This is a genomic window from Streptomyces corynorhini, assembly GCF_003346515.1.
GTDB lineage: Bacteria > Actinomycetota > Actinomycetes > Streptomycetales > Streptomycetaceae > Streptomyces > Streptomyces corynorhini.
Genome location: NZ_QQNA01000183.1, coordinates 3,105 through 23,859 on the forward strand (window position 1 = coordinate 3,105; position 20,755 = coordinate 23,859).

Here is a 20,755-nt window from a genome sequence, read left to right on the forward strand (position 1 = left end):
GGGACGCATCCGGACGGCGAGAGCGCGGTGAAGCGCGCGCGGACCAGGTCCGGGAGCGGCGGTGCGGACTCCGGGCCCCGGCTGCCCCTGCTGCTCGAAGCGGTGCTGGGCATCGGTACGGACCTCGAACTGCGCTCCGGGCTGCAGCACGTCGTGGACACGGCCACCGAACTGATCGGCACGCGCTACGGCGCGCTCGGCGTCGTCGATCTGGAGCGCGGCGGGCTGACGGAGCTGTTCACGTCCGGCATGAGCGACACCGAACGGCACCGCGTCGGCCGGCTGCCCGACGGCCACACCGGGCTGCTCGGGGCGCTCGTGGACGAGGCGGCGCCGATCCGGCTGGACGATCTGACCACCGACCCCCGGTCCTGCGGGATGCCGCCCGGCCATCCCCGGATGCGGTCCTTCCTCGGTGTCCCCGTCGAGCTGGACGGGGAGGTCTTCGGCAATCTGTATCTGACGGAGAAGCGGACCGGTTCCTTCACCGAGCAGGACCAGAGCCTGCTGCGGGTGCTGGCCGCCCAGGCCGCAGGCGCCATCGGCACGGCGCGGCTGTACGGGACGGCCCGGCAGCGCGAACGGTGGATCGAGGGCGCCGCCGCCGTCACCACCGCGCTGCTGACCGGGCGGAACGCCGTGGACGCGCTGGTCACGGTGGCCGAGTCGGCGCGGGTGCTCGCGGACGCGTTCGCGGGGGTGGTCCTCCAGCCGACCGAGGAGGGCGGGATGGAGATCGTCGCCGCGTCCACGGTGGACGACCCGGGCGACATCGTCGGCACCACCATCGAGCCGGGCTCTCCGGTCCTGGTCCAACTGCTGGGCGGTGAGCCGGTGTTCATCGAGGACTCGTCCACGGACCCGCGGATGACCACCCATGTGAGGTCGCGCTTCGGACCGTCCATGATGCTGCCGTTGCAGAGCGGCGGGAAGCTGATCGGTACGCTCGCCCTGCCGCGCCGCCGCGGGGGCCGTCCGTACCGGGGGGTGGACCGGCTGCTGGCCACCCAGTTCGCCTCGCAGGCCGCGCTGGCGCTGGTGCTGGCGGACTCGCAGCACGACCGGGAGCAGCTCGCGGTGTTCGAGGACCGCGACCGGATCGCCCGCGATCTGCACGATCTGGTGGTGCAGCGGCTGTTCGCCACCGAGATGATGCTGGAGTCGACGCGGCGGCGGGTGGCGGGGACCGGTCTCGACGAGCTGATCGGCCGGGCGGTGGACGAGCTGGACTCCACCATCCAGGAGGTGCGGACCACGATCTTCGCGCTTCAGCAGCCTCCGGCCGACGGCCCGACGAGCGTACGGGGCAAGGTGCTGCGCGAGACGGGGGGCGCGGCGGTCCTGCTGGGGTTCCGGCCGTCCGTGCGCTTCACCGGGCCGGTGGACACCCTGGTGGGCGAGCCGGCCGGCCAGGAGCTGCTCGGCGCGCTGCGCGGCGCGCTGGCGGCGGCGCACCGGCGGACCGGCGTGACGTCGATCGAGGTGGAGGTCGACGCGACGGCGCGGCTGGCGGGCGACCGGGACGGGGTGCGGCTGACCGTACGGGACGACGGCCCGCGCGACGACGGCCCGCGCGACGACGCCTCCGGCGAGGACGGCGGGGACGGCGCGCGGGGTACGACCGTGACCTGGGAGGCGCCGCGCTGACGGCGGCGCCCCCACCGTGCCCCTCGGGCTACGGCTTGCGGCCCACCGCGCCGTACGCGTCCACCGCGGGCGCCCCGCCCTCGGCGCTCTCGGCGCCGTCGGCCTCCTGGCGCCACCGGGTGACCTGGGCGATCCCGGGCTCCACGAGGTCGAGCCCGTCGAAGAAGCCGCCGATCTCCTCGACGCTGCGTACGTAGTACGGCACCGCGCCGCTCGCGTTGTACGCGTCCGACGCGGCGATCATGCCCGCGCTGGTGGAGGTGGAGTCGCTGATCACCAGGTAACTGCCGGACGGCAGACCGGCCATGAGCCGCGACACCAGCGAACGGGCCTGCTCGTAGTCGGCGACGTGGCCGAGTGTGTTGAGGATCATCAGCGCGACGGGCCGCGAGAGGTCCAGCGTCCCTTCGGCCGCCTTGAGGATCTCCTCGGGCTCGTACAGGTTGGCGTCGAGGTAGTCGGTCCTGCCCTCGGGCGTGCTCGTGAGCAGCGCCCGCGCGTGCGCCAGCACCAGCGGGTCGTTGTCGACGTAGACGATCCGCGAGTCCGGCGCGAGGCGCTGGGCGACCTCGTGCGTGTTGTCGGCCGTCGGCAGCCCCGTACCGATGTCCAGGAACTGCCGTACGCCCCGGTCCACCACGAGATGCCGGACGGCGCGCCCGAGGAAGTGACGGCTCGTCAGGGCGACGTCGACCAGGCCGGGGAAGATCTCCTTGATCTGGTCCCCGACGGCGCGGTCGACGTCGTAGTTGTCCTTGCCGCCGACGAAGTAGTTCCAGAAGCGCGCGGAATGCGGCTTGGCGGTGTCGATCCGTGCCCGTATGGCCGCGGACGAGTCAACACTGGGGTCACGATCGGACACGGGAGCGCCTCCTGTGGTGAACATGTGTACAAACGATGTGCGTCCAACCTACAAGGCCCCGGCGCACCGGATGCCACCAACTGGGCATCCGGGCACCGGATTTGGCCGGGCCGCCCGGCATTCCCCGGGTACGGGCCCGGCGGCCGTCAGGCGGCCACGGGCGCCGCGGGTACACGGCCGCCCGACAGGGCTCCGGTGCGGGCGAGGGCGTGGACCGCGAGCGCGCAGCCCAGGCCGGTCGCGGTGAGCACCGTCCAGACCAGCCAGGGCGCGTCGTGGCGCCCCGCGAAGTCCCACAGGGCGCCGGTGGCGAGGTTGCCCAGGGTGATGCCGAGCCCGGACAGGGTGTTGTAGAAGCCGTAGTGCGTGGCCACCAGGCGGTCGCCCGAGAGGGTGACGACGGTGTCCATCTCGAACGGGTAGACCACCGCGCCGCCGACGGCCAGCAGCACCACGGTCAGCGCCAGGGCCGCGAGTACGGCGGCGGGCGCGCCCCCGCCGTCGGTCACGGCCGCCAGCATCGCCGGTGGCACGAAGGCCGCGCCCATGATCAGCAGGCCGTACACCAGCGCCTGCGGGCCCGGCCACCGGCGGCCCGCCCAGCCGGTCAGCCTGAGCTGCCCCAGGACCGCCACCGCCGCCGAGAGCACGAACAGCCCGCTGGTGGCGAGGGAACCGGCGGCGCCCAGCGCCGCGCCGACGGCCAGCGGCAGCGCCAGGTAGACCTGGAAGGCGAGGACGTACGAGCCGATCATGGCGAGCGAGAACAGCAGGAACGGCCGGTTGGCCGACACCGTCCGCCACTGCGCCCACACCCCCTCGCCCGTCCGACGGCCGTCGGCGGCGGGACCGCCGCCGGGCAGGGCGCGCCACTGCACCAGAGTCAGCACGGCGAAGATCAGGGCGGCCACGGTGCACACGGCCCGGAAGTCGGCGACCAGCAGGGCCAGTCCGATCGGGGGGCCCAGCAACATCCCCGCCTGGTAATGGACGTTGAACGCGGCGAACGCCTCCACCCGCCGCTCGCCCGCCCCGTCGGCGAGGGCGGCGCGGACCGCCGGGTTGAACAGCGCGCCGGCCAGCCCGGTGGCCGCCGAGGCGACGATCAGGGCGGGCAGCGCGTCCACCCATCCGAGTAGCGCGAATCCGGCGGTGCGCAGCAGACACCCGGCGAGGATCGGCGCCTTGTACCCGTACCGGTCGGCCAGGCTGCCGCCGAGGAGGGACATGCCCTGCTGGGACAGGTTGCGTACGCCCAGGACCAGGCCCACCGACCACGCGGCGAGGCCCAGATCGGCCGAGAGATGGGCGGCGAGATAGGGCATGAGCATGTAGAAGGCACAGTTGATGGCGAACTGATTGACCATCAGCAGCCTTACGGCGGACGGGAAGGAGCGCGTGGTGGCCCATACGGAGGTCATCGGCTCACCTCCGCCGGGCCACGGGTGCCCACATCCGCGCCTCGGACAGCGCGCTCGGCGTCAGGCACCTCAGACGCGTCAGGCACCTCGGACGCGTGGGACGGGTCGGAGGCGTGACACGCGTCGTGCGCGGGCAGCGGGTCGGACGCGGGCAGCGGGTCGATGACGGTGACGCACCTCGTCCAGCGGGTGACCGCGCGCTCGTCCGGGCGGTCGATCTCGTCGGGGAACTCGGCGGGCGGCGCCCCGAGCAGGCCGTGTTCGTGGCAGAAGGCGTCCGAGTAGAGCGTGCCCGTGTAGCGGTGCGGCCCGTCGGGGAAGACCGCGACGATCCGGGCCTCGGCGGACAGCCGCGCGGCCAGGTGCCGGGCCACCAGCGCGACCGCGCCCACGCTCCATCCGCCGCTCGTGTACCGGCCACGCGCGAGGGCGCGGGCCGCCCACACCGCCTCGCCCGCCGCGACCCAGTGCACCTCGTCGAAGAGCGTGTAGTCGACGTTGCGCGGATGGATGCTGCTGCCGAGACCGCGCATCAGCCGGGGTGCGGCGGGCTGCCCGAAGATCGTGGAGCCGGTGGCGTCCACCCCCACGACCCGCAGCGCGGGGTAGCAGCCGCGCAGCACCCGCGCGATCCCGGCGGAGTGCCCGCCCGTGCCGACGCTGACGACCAGGGCGTCGATCCTGCCCAGCTGGGCGGCGAGTTCATGGGCGAGCCCGGCGTACGCGGCCACGTTGTCGGGGTTGTGGTACTGGTCGGGGCACCACGCCGCCGGATCGGCCGCGAGCAGCTGCCCCACGCGTTCGCGCCTGGCCTGCTGCCAGCCGCCCGTGGGATGCGGTTCCGGTACGACGTGCAGTTCCGCGCCGTACGCCGCCAGCAGGCCGCGCGTCAGCGGTTCCGTACCCGGGTCGGTGACCACGGTGACCCGGTGGCCGAAGGTCACCCCGGCCAGCGCGAGGCCGAGGCCGAGGGTGCCGGAGGTGGACTCCACGATCCGGCCGCCCGGCCGCAGGTCGCCACGCTCCCTGGCCCTGGCCGTCATGTACAGGGCGGTGCGGTCCTTGATGCCGCCGGGGTTGTGTCCCTCCAGCTTGGCCCAGAAGCCGCGCCCGGCCCGGGTGAAGGGCTCCCCCACCCAGAGCACGGGCGTGTCACCGACGAGTCCCGCGGGGGTGTGGACGGGCGGGGAGGCGGACATGCGGGCGGGCGGGGAAGCGGCGGTCGTCAAAGAGGGCATGCCGAGAGAAGTCATGTACAGGTCTCCTGCGAGGCGCGACGGCGGAAGGGGTGAGGGAGGAACGGCAGGACGGAGGGACGGGAACGGAGCGCGGAACGGGGCGTCGGCGGCGGACGGCCGCGCACCCCGGTCCGGTCAGGTCCGCCACACCCCCAGCACCGCCCGCACCCGCGCGGCGCGGCCCCACTCCGACTCGGGCCACCCGGGCCCCGCCCTCCCCGGCTCGGGCGCGAGGGCCTCCCCTGCGACCGCGTCGGCCCTGCCGCCCGGCCTGTCGCCCGCACCGGGCGGCGTCCACGGTACGGGCGGGTCCACGGTCCCCGGCTCGTCCGCCTCACAGCACCCGGTCGGCGCGGGCCCCCGTACCGACTCCCGTACCGACTCCGGCTCGGGCCCCGGTGGCGACTCCCGTACTGACTCCCGTACCGACTCCGGCTCGGGCCCCGGTGGCGACTCCCGTACCGACTCCGACTCGGGCCTCGACGGCGCCCCCGCCTCCGCCCCCGCCCCCGCCTCCGACGCCGTGAGCACGGCGCCCACCAGCGGCAGCGAGTCGGCGCGCGGTCCGGTGGCCGTCTGGGGGCCATGGGCGCACGCGAGCACATGGATCAGCGCGGCCAGCACCACGGCCACCACCGGCCAGCCACTCCGCGCCATCCGGCGCACGCCCGACATCACCACCGACACAACACGGACAGTAGCCGAACCATCACGGATGGCGCGCGATCCCCTCCCCGGGCGCGATCGAGCCGGGATCGAGCCTGGATCGGCGGGGCGATCGGGGAGCAATCGGGGAGCAATCGGGGCGGGATCGGGGCGCGATCGGGGCGCGATCGGTCAGGAATGGAGAAGCGCGACCCGTTCACCGCCTCGTAGCGTGTGAGCAGCCGCGGCGGCCATCCGGCGGAAAACGCGAACGAAGCATAATCGGACGTACCGCTCGTAGCCGGTCGGATCGAGCCAGGCGACGCGCCGCCCCACCCCCGGAGAGGGAGACACGATGAGCATGGCCCCGAGGACGGACACGCGGTCGCCCGCGCAGGACGACTCCGCGCCCCACAGCGCCGACAGTCACGATCTGATCCGCGTGCACGGCGCGCGGGAGAACAACCTCAAGGACGTCACCGTCGAGATCCCGAAGCGCCGGCTGACGGTGTTCACGGGCGTCTCGGGCTCGGGGAAGAGTTCCCTGGTGTTCGACACGATCGCCGCGGAGTCGCAGCGGCTGATCAACGAGACGTACAGCACCTTCGTCCAGGGCTTCATGCCGACATCTGCGCGGCCCGACGTCGACGTGCTGGACGGGCTGACGACCGCGATCATCGTCGACCAGCAGCGGATGGGCGCCCACTCCCGTTCGACGGTCGCCACCGCCACCGACACCGGCGCGATGCTGCGCATCCTGTTCAGCCGGCTCGGCCGGCCGCACATCGGCCCGCCCCGGGCGTTCTCCTTCAACACCCCCTCGATCAGCGGGTCGGGCGCGGTGACGGTCGAACGCGGCGGGAAGACCGTGAAGGAGCGGCGCAGTTTCAGCGTGACCGGCGGCATGTGTCCGCGCTGCGAGGGCATGGGCACCGCCTCCGACATCGACCTCACCCAGCTCTTCGACGCGTCCAAGTCGATCGCCGAGGGCGCGATCACCGTCCCCGGGTACAAGGTGGACGGCCACTGGACCGTACGGATCTTCGCCGAGTCGGGCTTCCTCGACCCGAAGAAGCCGATCCGCGACTTCACCGGGACCGAGCTGCACGACTTCCTGTACCGCGAGCCGACCAAGATCAAGGTCAGCGGCATCAACCTCACCTACGAGGGGCTGATCCCCAAGGTCCAGAAGTCGTTCCTCTCCAAGGACCGGGAGGCGCTCCAGCCGCACATCCGCGCGTTCGTGGACCGGGCGGTGACCTTCACGGACTGCCCGGAGTGCGGCGGCACCCGGCTCAGCGCGGGCGCCAGGTCCTCGAAGATCAAGGGGATCAGCATCGCCGACGCCTGCGCGACGCAGATCAGTGACCTGGCCGTATGGGTGCGCGGCCTCGACGAGCCGTCGGTGGCGCCGCTGCTGAGGGCGCTGGGCGAGACGCTCGACTCGTTCGTGGCGATCGGGCTGGGCTACCTCTCGCTCGACCGGCCGACGGGCACCCTCTCGGGCGGCGAGGCGCAGCGCGTCAAGATGATCCGGCACCTCGGCTCGCCGCTCACCGATGTCACCTACGTCTTCGACGAGCCCACCATCGGCCTCCATCCGCACGACATCCAGCGCATGAACGCCCTGCTGCTCCAGCTGCGCGACAAGGGGAACACCGTGCTGGTCGTGGAGCACAAGCCGGAGACGATAGCGATCGCCGACCATGTCGTGGACCTCGGGCCGGGTGCCGGTACGGCGGGCGGCGAGGTCGTCTTCGAGGGCACCGTCGAGGGGCTGCGGGCCGGCTCCACCCTCACCGGGCGCCACCTGGACGACCGTACGTCGCTGAAGCCGTCGGTACGGACGCCGCGCGGTGCGCTGGAGGTGCGCGGCGCCGACTCCCACAACCTGAAGGACGTCGACGTCGACATCCCGCTCGGCGTGCTCGTCGCGATCACCGGGGTCGCCGGTTCCGGCAAGAGTTCGCTGATCCACGGATCGGTGGCCGGGCGGGACGGTGTGGTGACGGTCGACCAGTCGGCCATCAAGGGCTCCCGGCGCAGCAACCCGGCGACCTACACCGGTCTGCTGGAGCCGATTCGCAAGGCGTTCGCGAAGGCCAACGGCGTGAAGCCCGCGCTGTTCAGCGCGAACTCCGAGGGCGCCTGTCCGCACTGCAACGGTGCCGGTGTGATCTACGTCGACCTGGCGATGATGGCCGGTACGGCGTCCACCTGCGAGGAGTGCGAGGGGAAGCGGTTCCAGGCGTCCGTGCTCGACCATCACCTGGGGGGCCGTGACATCAGCGAGGTGCTCGCGATGTCGGTGGCCGAGGCCGAGGAGTTCTTCGGCGCGGGCGAGGCCCGTACCCCGGCCGCGCACAAGGTCCTCGACCGGCTGGTCGATGTCGGGCTCGGCTATCTCACCCTCGGCCAGCCGCTCACCACCCTGTCCGGCGGCGAGCGGCAGCGGCTCAAGCTGGCCACCCACATGACCGAGAAGGGCGGCGTCTACGTTCTGGACGAGCCGACCACCGGACTGCACCTGGCCGATGTCGAGCAGCTGCTCGGCCTGCTGGACCGGCTGGTCGACTCGGGCAAGTCGGTCGTCGTCATCGAGCACCACCAGGCGGTGATGGCGCACGCGGACTGGATCATCGACCTCGGTCCCGGTGCCGGGCACGACGGCGGCAGCGTCGTCTTCGAGGGCACCCCCGCCGACCTCGTCGCCGCCCGCTCGGCCACCCTCACGGGCGAGCACCTGGCGGCGTATGTCGGGGCGGGTGCCTGACGGGAGCCGGACCGGAGCCGGAACGGGAGCCGGACCGGAGCCGGAGCCTGACCGGGCGACGCCCCGCAACGCCCCGCGACGCCCCGCGACGCCCCGCAGCGCCCCGCAGCGCCCCGCGACGCCTAGGATTCGGCGGGCGGCGGGGCGCCGTCGTCATCGAGGGTCCTGAGGTGGGCCGTCACGTCGTCCGCGAAGCGCCCCAGAAGACGTCCGAGGTCGTTGCGGTCCTGTTCGGACCAGTCGCTGATGGCGTCGGTGAACCAGCCGACGATGGTCAGCATGTAGGTCCGCGCCGCCGCCGCGCCCCGGGGGGTCGGCTCGATCAGGCTCGCCCGCCGGTCGAGCGGGTCCTTGACGCGGTGGACCAGACCGCGCCGTTCCAGCTCCTGCACCTGCCGGGTGACATGCGGGCCGACCACCTGCATCTTCTGGGCGATCTCGCCGATGCGCAGCGGCTTCTCCGCCAGGTTCAGGATCAGGAGCGCCGACATCGCGGGGCGGTCCAGCCGGAGATCGGCCGCTTCCATGGCGCGCTCGACCAGGCGTCCGCGGGCGAGGACGCTCTGGAGCTGGGTCAGACGGGGCACCACGGCCAGAACGCCGACTTCCGGCCCGCTCTCGTCGGGCCAGGACCGATCTGCTGACTGCGGGCTCATCTCGGCTCACTCCACATGCGTACGTAAGTAAGGCAACCATATGCCGACCTGCGGCGTTCATCCCACACGTCGCGACACCCTCATCGCGGGGACGGCGGGTCGGCACAGCGGGGAGACGGCGGGTCGGCGGGCCTCGGGTGGGCGCTCCCGCCCGGCGGAATGCCTCGGCCCGGCCCGTGCGAGCCGGAGCGCCGAGCGTCTGTGGGCAGGGCCCGGTGCACCCGACCGCGCCGCCCGGGTCGAGGAGCAGCCCACCCCGCTTCCGCGAGACGTCCACGACGCTCTTGATCCCCGACGACCGGCCCCACGGCGGACGGACCTGCGCGGAGGAAGTGCCCGGCCTCGCACTCGTCACGGCGGTACGGGCGTCTGCTCGAACCGCATGCGCGGGACATCCCTTAGGCTTCTGAGCTGACATGTTGTCGATTCGGTCGGCTGGAGGTCCCACACCGTGGGTGAACCGCGCTACGCGGCCATCGCGAACGACCTCACGGCCAAGCTCGCGACGGGCCGTTGGGCGGTGGGCGCGCTCCTCCCGACCGAGCCCGAGCTGGCGGCCTCGTACAAGGTGTCGCGGGAGACCCTGCGGCGCGCCCTGCAACGGCTCGAAGCGAGCGGTCTGATCTCGCGGCACCCGGGGACGGGCACGCGGGTCGAACGCGCGCAGCCCGCACCCGCCTTCACCACGCGGCTCGGCAGCCTGCAGGAACTCACCCAGTACGCCAGGTCCGCCGTCCGCAGCGTCCTGTCCGTCGAACCGCTCGTCGTGGACCGGGAGCTGGCCGAGTCGACGGGGCTCGCGCGGGGCAGCCGTACCGTGTGCGTCACCTCCGTACGCCAGGACCACGAACACGCCGACCAGGTGGTTTCCTGGGCCAGGGTCTACCTGGACCCGGCCGACGCCGACGCCATCGGCGACGACCTCCGCGGGAGCCCGCGGCTGATCTCGGACCTCGTCGAGACCCACGCGCACCGGACGGTGGACCGGGTGGTGCAGCGGGTACGCGCCGTCGGCGTGCCCCCGGAGGCGGCTGCGCGCCTCGGCGTCGCTCCGGGGAGCCCGGGGCTGGAGTTCGTACGCCGCTACTACGACGCCGACGGGCAGTTGTTCGAGGTCAGCGTGAGTACGCACGCGCAGGGCACGTTCGTCTACGAGACGACCCTTCAGCGCGGCTGAGCCGCACACGCGCCCACCCCGTCCCCGCACCCGGAAACCCACCCCTGTCCCCTCACCCACACCCACCTCTTGACATTCCCGTATCCACGAGCATCCTTGTCTAGACACGACTCATGTCTAGACAAGGATGTGCTCGCATGAGGCCCCAGGAACAGCTGCCGGCCGCGGCCCCCGCGCCCCCGCGCGGGCGGAACCGGTACCGAGGAATCGGCACCCAGATCGCCGTCGCCATGCTCCTCGGCATCGCAGTCGGGTTCCTCTTCCCCGGCTTCGCCGTGGACCTGAAGATCGTCGGCGATCTCTTCCTCGCCCTGGTCAAGGCGGGCGTGGCCCCGCTGGTCTTCTTCACCGTCGTCATGGGCATCGCCTCGGCCGGGGACCTCAAGAAGGCGAGCCGCATCGGCGTCCTGGCGCTGGTGTACTTCGAGGTCGTCTCGACCCTCGCCCTGCTCATCGGCCTGGTGGCCGCGAACCTGCTGGGCGTCGGCAAAGGCATCGCCACCACCGCGAACGCCGGGGACGCGCCGTCGGCCGAGGGCGGCGAGCACGGCTTCACCGCGTTCCTCAAGAACATCGTCCCCGATAACTTCGTCGGCGCCTTCTCCTCAGGACAGTTGCTCCAGGTCGTGGTGGTGGCCATCCTCTTCGGCGCCGGCCTGCTGACCCTCAAGCCCCATCTGCAAGCCCGCGTCAACAGCGGACTCGACGTCGTCTCCGAGATGTTCTTCGCCTTCGTCAACGTCATCATGAAGCTCGCGCCGATCGGGGCGTTCGGCGCCATCGCCTACTCGGTCGGCTCGAACGGCAGCGGCATGCTGCTGGCCCTGGCCGAACTGGTCCTCGAATACTGGGCGGTGGTGGCCGTCTTCGTCTTCGGCGTCCTCGGCCTGGTCTGTCTGCTGGCCGGGTTCAACATCTTGCGCATCCTCCAGTACGTCCGCGTCGAGATGACGCTCGTCCTGGGCACCGCCTCCTCGGAATCCGCGCTGCCGGGGCTCCTCAAGAAGCTCACCAGGATCGGCTGTTCCAAGCAGTCGGTCGGGCTGGTCGTCCCGACGGGCTACGCCTTCAACCTCGACGGCACCTCCCTGTACATGGCCATCTGCACGATGTTCGTCGCCAACGCGTACGGCATCGACATGAGCGTCCCGGATCAGCTCGGGCTGCTCCTGATCATGCTGCTCACCTCGAAGGGCGCGGCCACCGTCTCCGGCGGCACCTTCGTCGTCTTCGCCTCCACCGTGACGGCCACCGGCTATCTGCCCGTCGAGGGCGTCGCCATCCTCTTCGGCGTCTACCGCCTGATGTCCATGGCCACCGCCTTCTGCAACACCTTCGGCAACGTCGTCGCCACCTTCGTCATCGCCAAGTGGTGCAAGGAAATGGACGTCGAGAAGGTCGACAGCGCGCTGGCCGACCCCAAGGCGTTTCTCGCTCGGCCGGAGGAACCCGAGGCCGAGGAGACACCGGAAGCACCGTCCGCCGACGCCAGTGCCAGTGCCAGTGCCGGTGCCGGTGGCGGTGCCGGTGCCGGTGCCGGTGCCGGTGCCGGTGGCGCCACGGCTCCGGTCGCCACCGCCGCCGCCGTACCCGCCCACTCCCCCGCACAGAAGTGAGTCCCGCCTTGAGCACGACCGTTTTCGACTCCCTGCTCTTCCGCGACATGTTCGGCACCCCGGCCATGCGCGAGGTGTTCAGCGACACCGCCTACATCCGGCGGATCATCGACACGGAGACGGCGCTCGCCCGCGCCCAGGCGGAGGTCGGCGTCATCCCCGCCGCCGCCGCCCAGAACATCACGCGGAAGGCCGGCTTCGACGGGCTCGACCTCGAACGGCTGCGTACCGAGACCGAGATCGTCGGCTACCCGGTGCTGCCCCTCGTCAAGCAGGTCGCCGACCAGTGCGGGGACTCCGGCCGCTACCTGCACTGGGGCGCGACCACCCAGGACATCATGGACACCGCGGTGATGCTCCAGTGCAAGCAGGGCATCGCGCTCCTACGGGCCCAGCTCGACGAGGTGCGCCGCGCCCTGCGGCAGCTGGCCACCGAGCACATGGACACCGTGACCGCCGGCCGCACCCACCTCCAGCACGCCCTGCCGGTCACCTTCGGCTACCGCTGCGCCGTGTGGCTGTCGGCCCTCGACCGGCACGCCGAGCGCCTCGAACAGGCCCGCGACCGCGCCCTGATGGTGCAGTTCGGCGGCGCCGCAGGCACCCTCGCCTCGCTGGGCGAGGGCCCCGAGGGGCTCCGTACGCGCGCCGCGCTCGCCCGCGAACTCGGCCTGCGCGACCCCGCCATCACCTGGCACGTGGCCCGCGACGGACTCGTGGAGCTGGTCTCGCTGTTCGCGTCCGTCGGCGGCTCCCTCGGCAAGATCGCCTGGGACGTGATGATGATGTGCTCCTCCGAGTTCGGCGAACTCGCCGAGCCCTTCGTACCCGGCCGCGGCGCCAGCTCCACCATGCCGCAGAAGCGCAACCCCATCTCCAGCGAGCTGATGTTCGCCGCCGCCAAGCTGCTCCGGGACAAGTCCTCCAGCATGCTCGACGCGACGATGCAGGACTTCGAGCGCGCCACCGGCCCCTGGCACCTCGAATGGGCGACCGTACCCGAGGCGTTCCTGCTGCTGGCGGGCTCCCTGCACCAGGCCGGGTTCATGCTCTCCGGTCTGGAGGTGAAGGCCGACAGGATGCGCGAGAACACCCATCTCACGGGCGGCCTCATCGTCGCCGAGGCCGTGATGATGGATGTCGCGCCGGTACTCGGCAGGAACCAGGCGCACGAGGTCGTGTACGAGGCGTGCCGCGCGGCGATCGAGACGGGGACGACACTGGAGGCCCAACTGCTCGCGCACGGCGCACTCGTAGGGCACCTCGGCGCGGAACGCATCAGCGAACTCTGCGACCCCGCGCGCTACCTCGGCAGCGCGCGGACCATGACCCGCGACGTCGTCCGGACCTCGGCGGAGCAGGCCGGCCGGTAACCGGTGGCGGGTAGCCGGCAACCGGTGGCTGGCAGCCGGTAGCCGCGGACGGAGTCAGCCGGCCCGTACGTGGGTACGGGCCGCGGCGACGACGCCACCGTCGACCGTCAGGTCGGTGCCGGTGACGAACGTCGCGTCCGGCCCGAGCAGGAAGGCCGTGGCGGCGGCGATGTCACCCGGGGTGCCGAGCCGTTTGGTTCCGGACATGCCGATCAGCGAGCGCATCGTCCCGCCCGCCGGGCCGTCGAGTTCGGCCCGGCCCATGGCGGTGGAGATGACGCCGGGGCTGACGCTGTTGACGCGCGCTCCCCGCTGCCCCCACACGGTGCTGGCGGCCATCACGCGCACGTGGTTGGCGCGCTTGGAGACGCCGTACGCCGTACCCGTGTCGGTGATCACGTCCGGGGCGAGGAACGGCAAGCCGAGGAGGTCCTCGGACGGCGTGGTGGCCAGCGCGTACTCCTGCTCCGGGGTGAGCGGGGCGGTCAGATGACCGGCCATGCTGGCGATCACGACACCGGCGCCGCCCGGCGCGACGACGGGCGCGAACGCGTCGAGCACCAGCGCGACGCCGAGCAGGTCGACGGCGAGGATCGCCTCGACGGGGGCCTGGACCGGTGAGAGCCCGGCGGTGTGCACGACCTGCGTGACCTCTCCGGCCGCCGCGGCGGCACTCGCCAGCGCGCGCACCGAATCGACGGAGGCCACGTCCACGAGGTGCGGTACGACGGCCAGGCCCTCGCCGGTCAGCACCTCCTCGGCACGATCGAGGGCCCGCTCCCCGACGTCGGCGAGCAGTACCGTCCGCCCCTGACCCAGGCGGCGCGCGACGGCCTCGCCCATACCGCCGGCACCGATGACGACCAGCACCTGTCCACTCATGATCACTCTCCCTTTTCGAGACTTTTTGTCTCGCTGAAGGGTCAGCCTACGCGCTCCGCTAATCTCGTCAACATGTCCGACTCGTCGCGACGCGGTCGCACGCGCAGCGAGACCACGCGCCTGGCCATCCTCGAAGCGACCCGCGACGAGTTGGCGGCGCATGGCTACGACAAGCTGTCCATCGACCGCATCGCGGCCGCCGCGGGCGCCGGCAAGCAGACCGTCTACCGGTGGTATCCGTCGAAGAGCGCCCTGGTCGCCGAGTGCGTCCTGGAGGGCTACCTCTCCCCCTTGACCAACCCCGTCCCCGACACCGGCGACGCCCGGCGGGACCTGCGCGCCTGGCTGGACACCTTCGCGGGCCATCTCGCCCGGCCCCGTACCTCGGCGCTGATCCGTGCCCTCGCCGCCGCGGCGGCCGAAAGCGACGACGTGGCCGTCAGGTTCTACGAAGACGTCACCGGGTCCGTCGAGGAAGCCGTCGCCGCACGCCTGCGGACCGCGCAGGACCGGCGGCCCGGCGCCATGGCGACCGCGGCGGCCGAGGCGCTCATCGGAGCGATGCTCTACCGCCTGCTCGTACGGCAGCCGGCCACACCGGAGTTCCTGGACAGCCTCATCGACACCGTGTTCAGCGGAACGCGCGGCACGGGCGGCGGTACGGACAGCGGTACGGGCGGCGGTACGGACAGCAGCACGGGCGGCGGTACGGGCGGCGGCACGGAACGTGCGACGGCCGCGACGGATCCGGCTCCGTAGCGCCTACCCGTTCCGCCGCACCGCGCCCTGCGCCGCGCGCCCAGGCGTCACCCGGGGCGGGCGCGCGGCGGGCGTGGCGAACGCGGCGGCCAGCACCAGGACCAGGACGAGGACCAGGGCGTACCGCAGCCCGAAGTGTTCGCCGAGGTAACCGAGGGAGGGCGGCCCCACGAGGAACGCGACGTAGCCGACGGTGGCGGCCAGCGAGACGCGGGCGGCGGAGTCGGGGCCGGAGTCGCTCGCCGCGGAGAGCGCGACGGGGAACCCGAGCGAGGCCCCGAGCCCCCACAGGACCGCGGCGGACGCCGCGACGGCCTGGTGGTCGACGAAGATCACCAGCGCCAGCCCGAGCGCCCCGACGAGCGCGCTCGCGCAGAGTACGGCCGCTCGCCCGAAACGGTCCACGAACCCGCCGCCCACGAACCGTCCGAGGGTCATCGCGGCGGCGAACGCCGCGTACACCGCCGAACCGAGGGCGGGATCGAAGCCGTGGCCGTCGACCATGACCAGCGGGAGCCAGTCGTTCGCGGTCCCCTCGGCCATGGCGAGAGCGAGGATGACGCAGCCGATGAGGAGCAGCTTCGAGTCCTTCCACACCGCGGGACGCTCCGCGTCCGGTTCCCGGCGGTCGGCGACGGCACGCCGGCCCACGCCGGGAGGCACGTTCCGGATCGCCAGGGCGAGCATGGCCAGCACGGCGGCGGCGACCACCGTGAGGTGTACGAGGACCGGTATCGCGGCGGCCGTCAGGGCCATGCCACCGAGCGCGCCGACGACGGTGCCGAGGCTGAAGAAGCCGTGCATGGCGGGCATCGTGGAGCGGCCGAGCAGCCGCTCCACCTCGGCGCCCTCGACATTGATGGCCACTTCGCCGCCGCCCATCCCGAAGCCGAAGAGGCACAGGCCGAGGGTCACGACGACGGTTGAACTCATGGCGGCCCCGACGCCCATGACGCCGGCTCCGGCCGCCACTCCGACGGTGCCGAACACGATGACGGGCCGGGCACCCCAGCGGGCGACGAACGCCCCCGAACACAGGATGCCGATCATCGAGCCGACCGAGAGCCCGAACAGGATGAGGCCCATCTCCGCCGTGGAGGCGCTGGGCAGGTCGCGTACGTCGGGAGTGCGCGTCACCCAGGACGAGATGGTCAGGCCAGGCGCGAAGAACAACGCGAAGACAGCGGTGCGACGCGAAGCGAGTTCCGTGGTCACGGGTGGTGGCTCCAGGTGCGTTCGAGACGAGTCGGTACGAGCGTACACATTAGTGTGTACCGACGTACACACTTGGCGGTCGGCGGCACATGGCACATTGGGGGCGTGAGCGGTACGCGGCGCGAGATCCCGAACGACCCAGGGCGCAAGGAACGCATCCTGGAGGCAGCCTTGGAAGTGATCGCCGAGGGCGGGGTGCACAAGACCACCCATCGCAAGATCGCGGCACGGGCCGAGGTGCCGCTGGGATCGCTGACGTACTACTTCGACGGCATGGAGGACCTGCTCGCCCAGGCGTTCGCCCGGCTCGCGGACACGATGTCCCTGCTGTACCGGCAGACCGTGCAGGCGGCCGGTTCGACGGCCGAGGCCGAGGAGGCCGTCGTCGAGCTGATCTGCGGACCGGCGTACGCCACGACCCGCGACCTGACGCTCATCTTCGAGATGTACGCCTACGCCAACCACAACCCGGCGGTGTCGGCCACCACCCGCACCTGGCTCGAACGCAGCCGCGACAGCCTCGGCCTCCACTTCCCCACGGGGGTCTGCCGGGCACTGGACGCGCTCATCGAAGGCTGGCCCATGCACGGTGCCTTCGACGAGGCGCCCTTGGACCGGAACCTCGTCGCCGGAACGGTGCACGCCATTGTCGCCGCCGCACCGGATCTCGCGCGGGACCGGGCCGGAGGAGGGACCTGACCGGGGGAGAGAGACATGACCGGGGGGAGAGACATGACCGGGCGACGGGCCGGAGCGGCAAGGGGAGCACTCGTCCCGGCACTCCTGGGGGCCGGGTACTGCACGCTGGCGGAATTCCCGAGGCCGGGCAAGGAGAAGGGGATCCGGAGCGAGGTCGACGGCGAGGACGCGCGGCGGTCGCCGACGGTCTTCGCCACGGCTTCCGGGGCCCGCCACGGCTGCCCGATGACCTGACGGCACCACCTGTGTCGGTGTGCCGCCCGCTCGGGTGACGGCCGGGGCGGCCCGCTCGGGTGGACGGCCTGGGCGGCCCGCGCCGTCGGCTCAGGGGCGGCCTGAGCCAGGAGCGGCCGTCGGTGACAGGCCGGGGTCGCGGACGTAGACGGTGACTCGCGCGCCGACGACATGGGTTGTTCCGTACTCGTGGAAGAAGCGCCGCAAGGTGCTTGCTTTCGCCTCTTCCCGTGGGTCGGAGGGCGAGTGCGCGTCGGCCGGGGCGCGGACCGCGACGATCCGGTCGAATTCCAGCATGCGTGCGGCGATGTCCTGGGCGGGAAGCTCGATACCGGCGAGCGTGTTCGAGGAGACGGGGTCCCGCGCCAGTGCCAGATCCGTCAGGAACCGGGTGTCCTGCGCGTTGGCCTCGGTCCACACCCGGTGCCGGCCGGAAAGATAGAGCAGCCCGTCACCGGGACGGCCCTCCTTCCCCACGGCGGCACCGATGGCGACGACGTCGGTGCTCCGGGCCTGAGGTGTCCGCAGGTGCAGGCTCGACGGGACGAGCGCGGCCAAGGCGACCACGGCGGCGACCCACACAGCGCGGGAAGACGGCCGCAGCCGGAGGAAGTGATCCGTCCAGGCGCCCAGCAGCAAGGCGAAGCCGATACTGCTGTAGAGCACGTACCGGTCGACGAAAAGGGGCTTGAGCGGCGAGGCGATCAACAGCAGAAGGCCCGGAAGCACAAGGACCGGCAGAGCCAGCGCCGCAAGCCCTACGGACCCTCTTCCGCCCAGAGTCCCCCGCGCCCCCAGAGCCCCCCGCGCACCCAGGGGCGCCTTCACCCCCAGAGCCCACCGCGCACCCAGGGGCGCCCCCACCCCCAGAGTCCCCCTCACTCCCAGGGGCGCCCGCGCACACGCCACACCCACGGCCGCCATGGCCAGGAAACCGAGAAGGCGCACCAGTGGGGGCCTGCCGATCCAGGCCACCTGTCCCGACTGGCCCGCACTGACGATGGCCAGCGGCAGCAGTCCGGCCACGACGCACGTTGCTGTCACCGTCCATGCCCTGCGTACCGGGCGTGGCGTGCGGGAGGTGATGAGTGTGACGGCGTGGGCGGCCAGGGCGAGGACCGCGAACTCGTGGAGCAGGCAGGCGAGCAGCATGGTGGAGCCGTAGAGGGCCCACCGCCATCGGGCGGGCTGTGCGGCGCTGGTCACCAGGGCGTAGGTGGCCCAGGTGACCAGCGCGCACACCAGGGCGTAGGAGCGGCCTTCCTGCGCGTACTGCTGGACTTGGGGAAGGAGTGGAAACAGCAGCCCGGCCATCAGCCCGGCGCGGGGTCCCGCCAGGCGCAGTCCCAGCAGCCCGACTCCGGCCGCCGCCACGGACATCGCCAGCACGGAGGGCAGCCGCAGTGTCATCAGCCCCCCGCCGAAGAGGCCGAAGATCTCGTGCATCAGCGCGTAGTGGAGGGCGTGGACCAGATCAACATGCTGGGCGGTGCGCCATATCTGCGAAAGGTCGCGGTGTGCGAGCTGATAGGTGACGGCCTCGTCCCCCCACATGCTGTTCTGCCTGCGGATGCCCCAGAGCCCGAGCGCGACGGTCAGCAACGCGGGCGCGATGACCACAACGGCCCCGGTCCGGCGCGATGCCCGTGGGCATACGGGCACGGATACGGGAGGGGCGGCCGTCCGGGGCGCGGCGGGAACACGTTCGTCAACGGACATCAGGGGACGGGGCCTTTCAGCGACGGCGAAGACACACTCCGCCCAGCGTGCCCGGACCCCGTTGACCCGATGCTGACCCAACCTGACCGGCCGGTCAGGAAAGCGGGCCGACGCTGTGCGAGGCTGCACCGCATGCGCATCCTGGTGGTCGAAGACGAGGTGGACCTTGCCCACACCCTGCACACCGGCCTGACCGCCGAGGGCTACAGCGTCGACCTCGCCCACGACGGCCGACAAGGACTGTGGATGGCCCGAACCGGCCAATACGCCCTCGTCGTCCTGGACCTGATGCTGCCCGGCCTCAACGGCTACAAGGTCTGTGCCCAACTACGCCGGGAAGGCAACGCCACTCCCATCCTGGTGCTCACGGCGAAGGACGGCGACTGGGATCAGGCCGAGGCCCTGGACACCGGGGCCGACGACTACCTGGCCAAACCCTTCTCCTATGTCGTACTCGTCGCGCGGCTCCGGGCCTTGGTACGGCGGGCCGCCACGACCGCCCCGCCCGTCCTGGCCGTGGGCGACCTCTCGGTCGATGTCGCGGGCCGGGTCTGCCGCCGCGCCGGAACCCGGGTGGAGCTGACGCCCAGGGAGTTCGCCGTGCTGGAGCTGCTGGCCCGCCGGGCGGGCCAGGCGGTCTCCAAGACGGATCTGCTGTATCACGCGTGGCCCGACGAAGCCTGGGATCCCAACCTGGTGGAGGCGCGCGTCAGCGCCCTCCGCAAGAAGGTGGACGCCGCGTTCCACCGGCAGTCCCTGCAGACCATACGGGGCATCGGCTATCGGCTGGTGGACGACCGTGAACGCGACTGAGCCGCGCCGCCGCTGGTGGCCGCGTTCGGTACGAGCCGTCGCGGCCCTGGCCGCCGCCTCGACCGCCGCCGTCATCCTGACCGGCATCGGCTGGTGGGTCCACCACGACGTCTACCGCCAGAACATTCAGATCGCCGAAGACCAAGCCAAGGACCAACTCTGGTCTCTCTGTGACAAGTTGGAACAGGGGGTCCTTCCCGATGAGATCAGCACGGTGCCGTACGAGGTCGTCGCGACCGGCCGACGCGCCGCTGTCGCCTACGGCGGAGGCATGGACGACTTCGATCCCGGCGCCCACCATGTGATGCCCGCCCCACCGAAGGCTTTGCGGGCCGAGATCATCACGACCGCCCGCCTACCCGCGAACCCCGACTACGACCCTCATGACAAATTCTCCGTAGCCGGTGGCACCAATCAGGTCATAACGGCCGATATACTTCCCGGCGATCTGGACGATGCCAAAGCCGCGGCTCTCGGCGTCGCTACCGACGCCAAGATGCGGGTCTATGTGGTGGTGCTCCCGCACACAGCCGAGGCGATCACCAAGACCACCGACCGCCTGCTCCTGCGGGCCGGACTCGCCAGCCTCGTACTGATCGCCGCCGTCACCTACTTCGCCGTCCGGATCGCCCTGCGGCCGGTCGAGGCCATCCGCGTCCTTACCGCCTCCGTCACCGCGAACGACCCCCGTGAACGCGTCACGGTCCCCGCCGCGGGACACGAGATCACCGCCCTCGCCACCACCATCAACACCACCCTCCAACGCCTCGACAACGCCGCCGCCCAGCAACGCCGCTTCGTCGCCGACGCCGCCCACGAACTACGCAGCCCCCTCACCACCCTGCTCGCCAGCCTGGAAGTAGCACTCGCCTACCCCGAACACACCGACTGGCCCGCCGCCACCACCACCGCCGCACGACAGACCCGCCGCCTCCAAGCCCTCACCGAAGACCTGCTCCTCCTCGCCCGCCTCGACACCCGCAACCCCCGCACCACCCCCGCCACCGTCGACCTGACCACCATCGC

At 71.9% G+C, this 20,755-nt stretch carries 18 protein-coding genes; 10 read left to right on the forward strand and 8 right to left on the reverse strand.

Translation table 11 applies throughout. The features are described from left to right. Positions 1-27 precede the first annotated feature (27 nt). On the forward strand, positions 28-1,647 hold the full coding sequence (locus tag DVH02_RS22310) for a GAF domain-containing protein (RefSeq protein WP_114625615.1): 1,620 nt from the start codon (positions 28-30) through the stop codon (positions 1,645-1,647). Between the two features lie 28 nt (positions 1,648-1,675). On the opposite strand, the gene DVH02_RS22315 is transcribed toward DVH02_RS22310, so the two are convergent. The 4 genes from DVH02_RS22315 to DVH02_RS22330 all read right to left on the reverse strand — a co-directional run bounded on the left by DVH02_RS22315 (position 1,676) and on the right by DVH02_RS22330 (position 5,855). Beyond that, positions 1,676-2,509, reverse strand: coding sequence for an SAM-dependent methyltransferase (locus DVH02_RS22315; RefSeq protein ID WP_233518377.1), 834 nt, complete (start codon positions 2,507-2,509; stop codon positions 1,676-1,678). 146 nt (positions 2,510-2,655) lie between these two features. Next, complete coding sequence (locus DVH02_RS22320) at positions 2,656-3,930, reverse strand: MFS transporter (protein WP_114625601.1); 1,275 nt, start codon at positions 3,928-3,930, stop codon at positions 2,656-2,658. Next, positions 3,927-5,129, reverse strand: a complete 1,203-nt coding sequence (locus DVH02_RS22325; RefSeq protein WP_233518379.1) for a PLP-dependent cysteine synthase family protein — start codon at positions 5,127-5,129, stop codon at positions 3,927-3,929. Before DVH02_RS22325 ends, DVH02_RS22320 begins: the two co-directional genes overlap by 4 nt. 174 nt (positions 5,130-5,303) lie before the next feature. Next, positions 5,304-5,855 carry a hypothetical protein gene (locus DVH02_RS22330; protein WP_147286107.1) on the reverse strand — a complete coding sequence of 184 codons (552 nt, stop codon included), beginning with the start codon at positions 5,853-5,855 and terminating at the stop codon, positions 5,304-5,306. Between the two features lie 313 nt (positions 5,856-6,168). Here DVH02_RS22330 and DVH02_RS22335 point away from each other — a divergent pair, with 313 nt between their 5' ends. Next, positions 6,169-8,586 carry an ATP-binding cassette domain-containing protein gene (locus DVH02_RS22335; protein WP_114625604.1) on the forward strand — a complete coding sequence of 806 codons (2,418 nt, stop codon included), beginning with the start codon at positions 6,169-6,171 and terminating at the stop codon, positions 8,584-8,586. Between the two features lie 122 nt (positions 8,587-8,708). On the opposite strand, the gene DVH02_RS22340 is transcribed toward DVH02_RS22335, so the two are convergent. After that, complete coding sequence (locus tag DVH02_RS22340) at positions 8,709-9,242, reverse strand: MarR family winged helix-turn-helix transcriptional regulator (RefSeq protein ID WP_114625605.1); 534 nt, start codon at positions 9,240-9,242, stop codon at positions 8,709-8,711. A 451-nt stretch (positions 9,243-9,693) separates the two neighbouring features. On the opposite strand from DVH02_RS22340, the gene DVH02_RS22345 reads away from it, so the two are divergent. From DVH02_RS22345 to DVH02_RS22355, 3 genes are all read left to right on the forward strand, one after another. Further along, on the forward strand, positions 9,694-10,419 hold the full coding sequence (locus DVH02_RS22345; protein ID WP_114625606.1) for a GntR family transcriptional regulator: 726 nt from the start codon (positions 9,694-9,696) through the stop codon (positions 10,417-10,419). 137 nt (positions 10,420-10,556) lie between these two features. Beyond that, on the forward strand, positions 10,557-12,035 hold the full coding sequence (locus tag DVH02_RS22350) for a cation:dicarboxylate symporter family transporter (protein WP_199566371.1): 1,479 nt from the start codon (positions 10,557-10,559) through the stop codon (positions 12,033-12,035). Between the two features lie 8 nt (positions 12,036-12,043). Further along, positions 12,044-13,408, forward strand: coding sequence for a class-II fumarase/aspartase family protein (locus DVH02_RS22355; RefSeq protein WP_114625616.1), 1,365 nt, complete (start codon positions 12,044-12,046; stop codon positions 13,406-13,408). 54 nt (positions 13,409-13,462) lie between these two features. Here the strand turns inward: DVH02_RS22355 and DVH02_RS22360 are convergent, their stop codons facing one another. Continuing rightward, complete coding sequence (locus DVH02_RS22360) at positions 13,463-14,290, reverse strand: SDR family oxidoreductase (RefSeq protein WP_114625607.1); 828 nt, start codon at positions 14,288-14,290, stop codon at positions 13,463-13,465. Between the two features lie 72 nt (positions 14,291-14,362). Between DVH02_RS22360 and DVH02_RS22365 the strand changes: the two genes are divergently transcribed. Then, entirely contained in the window at positions 14,363-15,049 is a 687-nt protein-coding gene (locus tag DVH02_RS22365) for a TetR/AcrR family transcriptional regulator (RefSeq protein ID WP_114625608.1), read from the forward strand. A gap of 3 nt (positions 15,050-15,052) precedes the next feature. Here the strand turns inward: DVH02_RS22365 and DVH02_RS22370 are convergent, their stop codons facing one another. Further along, the gene (locus DVH02_RS22370; protein WP_233518378.1) at positions 15,053-16,264 is read right to left on the reverse strand and encodes an MFS transporter; all 1,212 of its coding nucleotides are present in this window, start codon (positions 16,262-16,264) and stop codon (positions 15,053-15,055) included. A 105-nt stretch (positions 16,265-16,369) separates the two neighbouring features. On the opposite strand from DVH02_RS22370, the gene DVH02_RS22375 reads away from it, so the two are divergent. Both DVH02_RS22375 and DVH02_RS22380 read left to right on the forward strand, forming a co-directional pair. Continuing rightward, positions 16,370-16,963: a TetR/AcrR family transcriptional regulator gene (locus DVH02_RS22375; RefSeq protein ID WP_114625617.1), complete on the forward strand. Its 594-nt coding sequence runs from the start codon at positions 16,370-16,372 to the stop codon at positions 16,961-16,963. Positions 16,964-16,978: 15 nt separating this feature from the next. Further along, complete coding sequence (locus DVH02_RS22380) at positions 16,979-17,197, forward strand: hypothetical protein (RefSeq protein ID WP_114625610.1); 219 nt, start codon at positions 16,979-16,981, stop codon at positions 17,195-17,197. Positions 17,198-17,287: 90 nt separating this feature from the next. Here DVH02_RS22380 and DVH02_RS22385 read toward each other — a convergent pair whose 3' ends face one another. Beyond that, on the reverse strand, positions 17,288-18,916 hold the full coding sequence (locus tag DVH02_RS22385) for a glycosyltransferase family 39 protein (RefSeq protein ID WP_114625611.1): 1,629 nt from the start codon (positions 18,914-18,916) through the stop codon (positions 17,288-17,290). Positions 18,917-19,048: 132 nt separating this feature from the next. Here DVH02_RS22385 and DVH02_RS22390 point away from each other — a divergent pair, with 132 nt between their 5' ends. Both DVH02_RS22390 and DVH02_RS22395 read left to right on the forward strand, forming a co-directional pair. Further along, positions 19,049-19,729: a response regulator transcription factor gene (locus DVH02_RS22390; protein ID WP_114625612.1), complete on the forward strand. Its 681-nt coding sequence runs from the start codon at positions 19,049-19,051 to the stop codon at positions 19,727-19,729. Further along, positions 19,716-20,755 (forward strand): sensor histidine kinase (locus tag DVH02_RS22395; protein WP_114625613.1); only part of this gene is annotated, 1,040 nt, incomplete at its 3' end. The genes DVH02_RS22390 and DVH02_RS22395, both read left to right, overlap by 14 nt.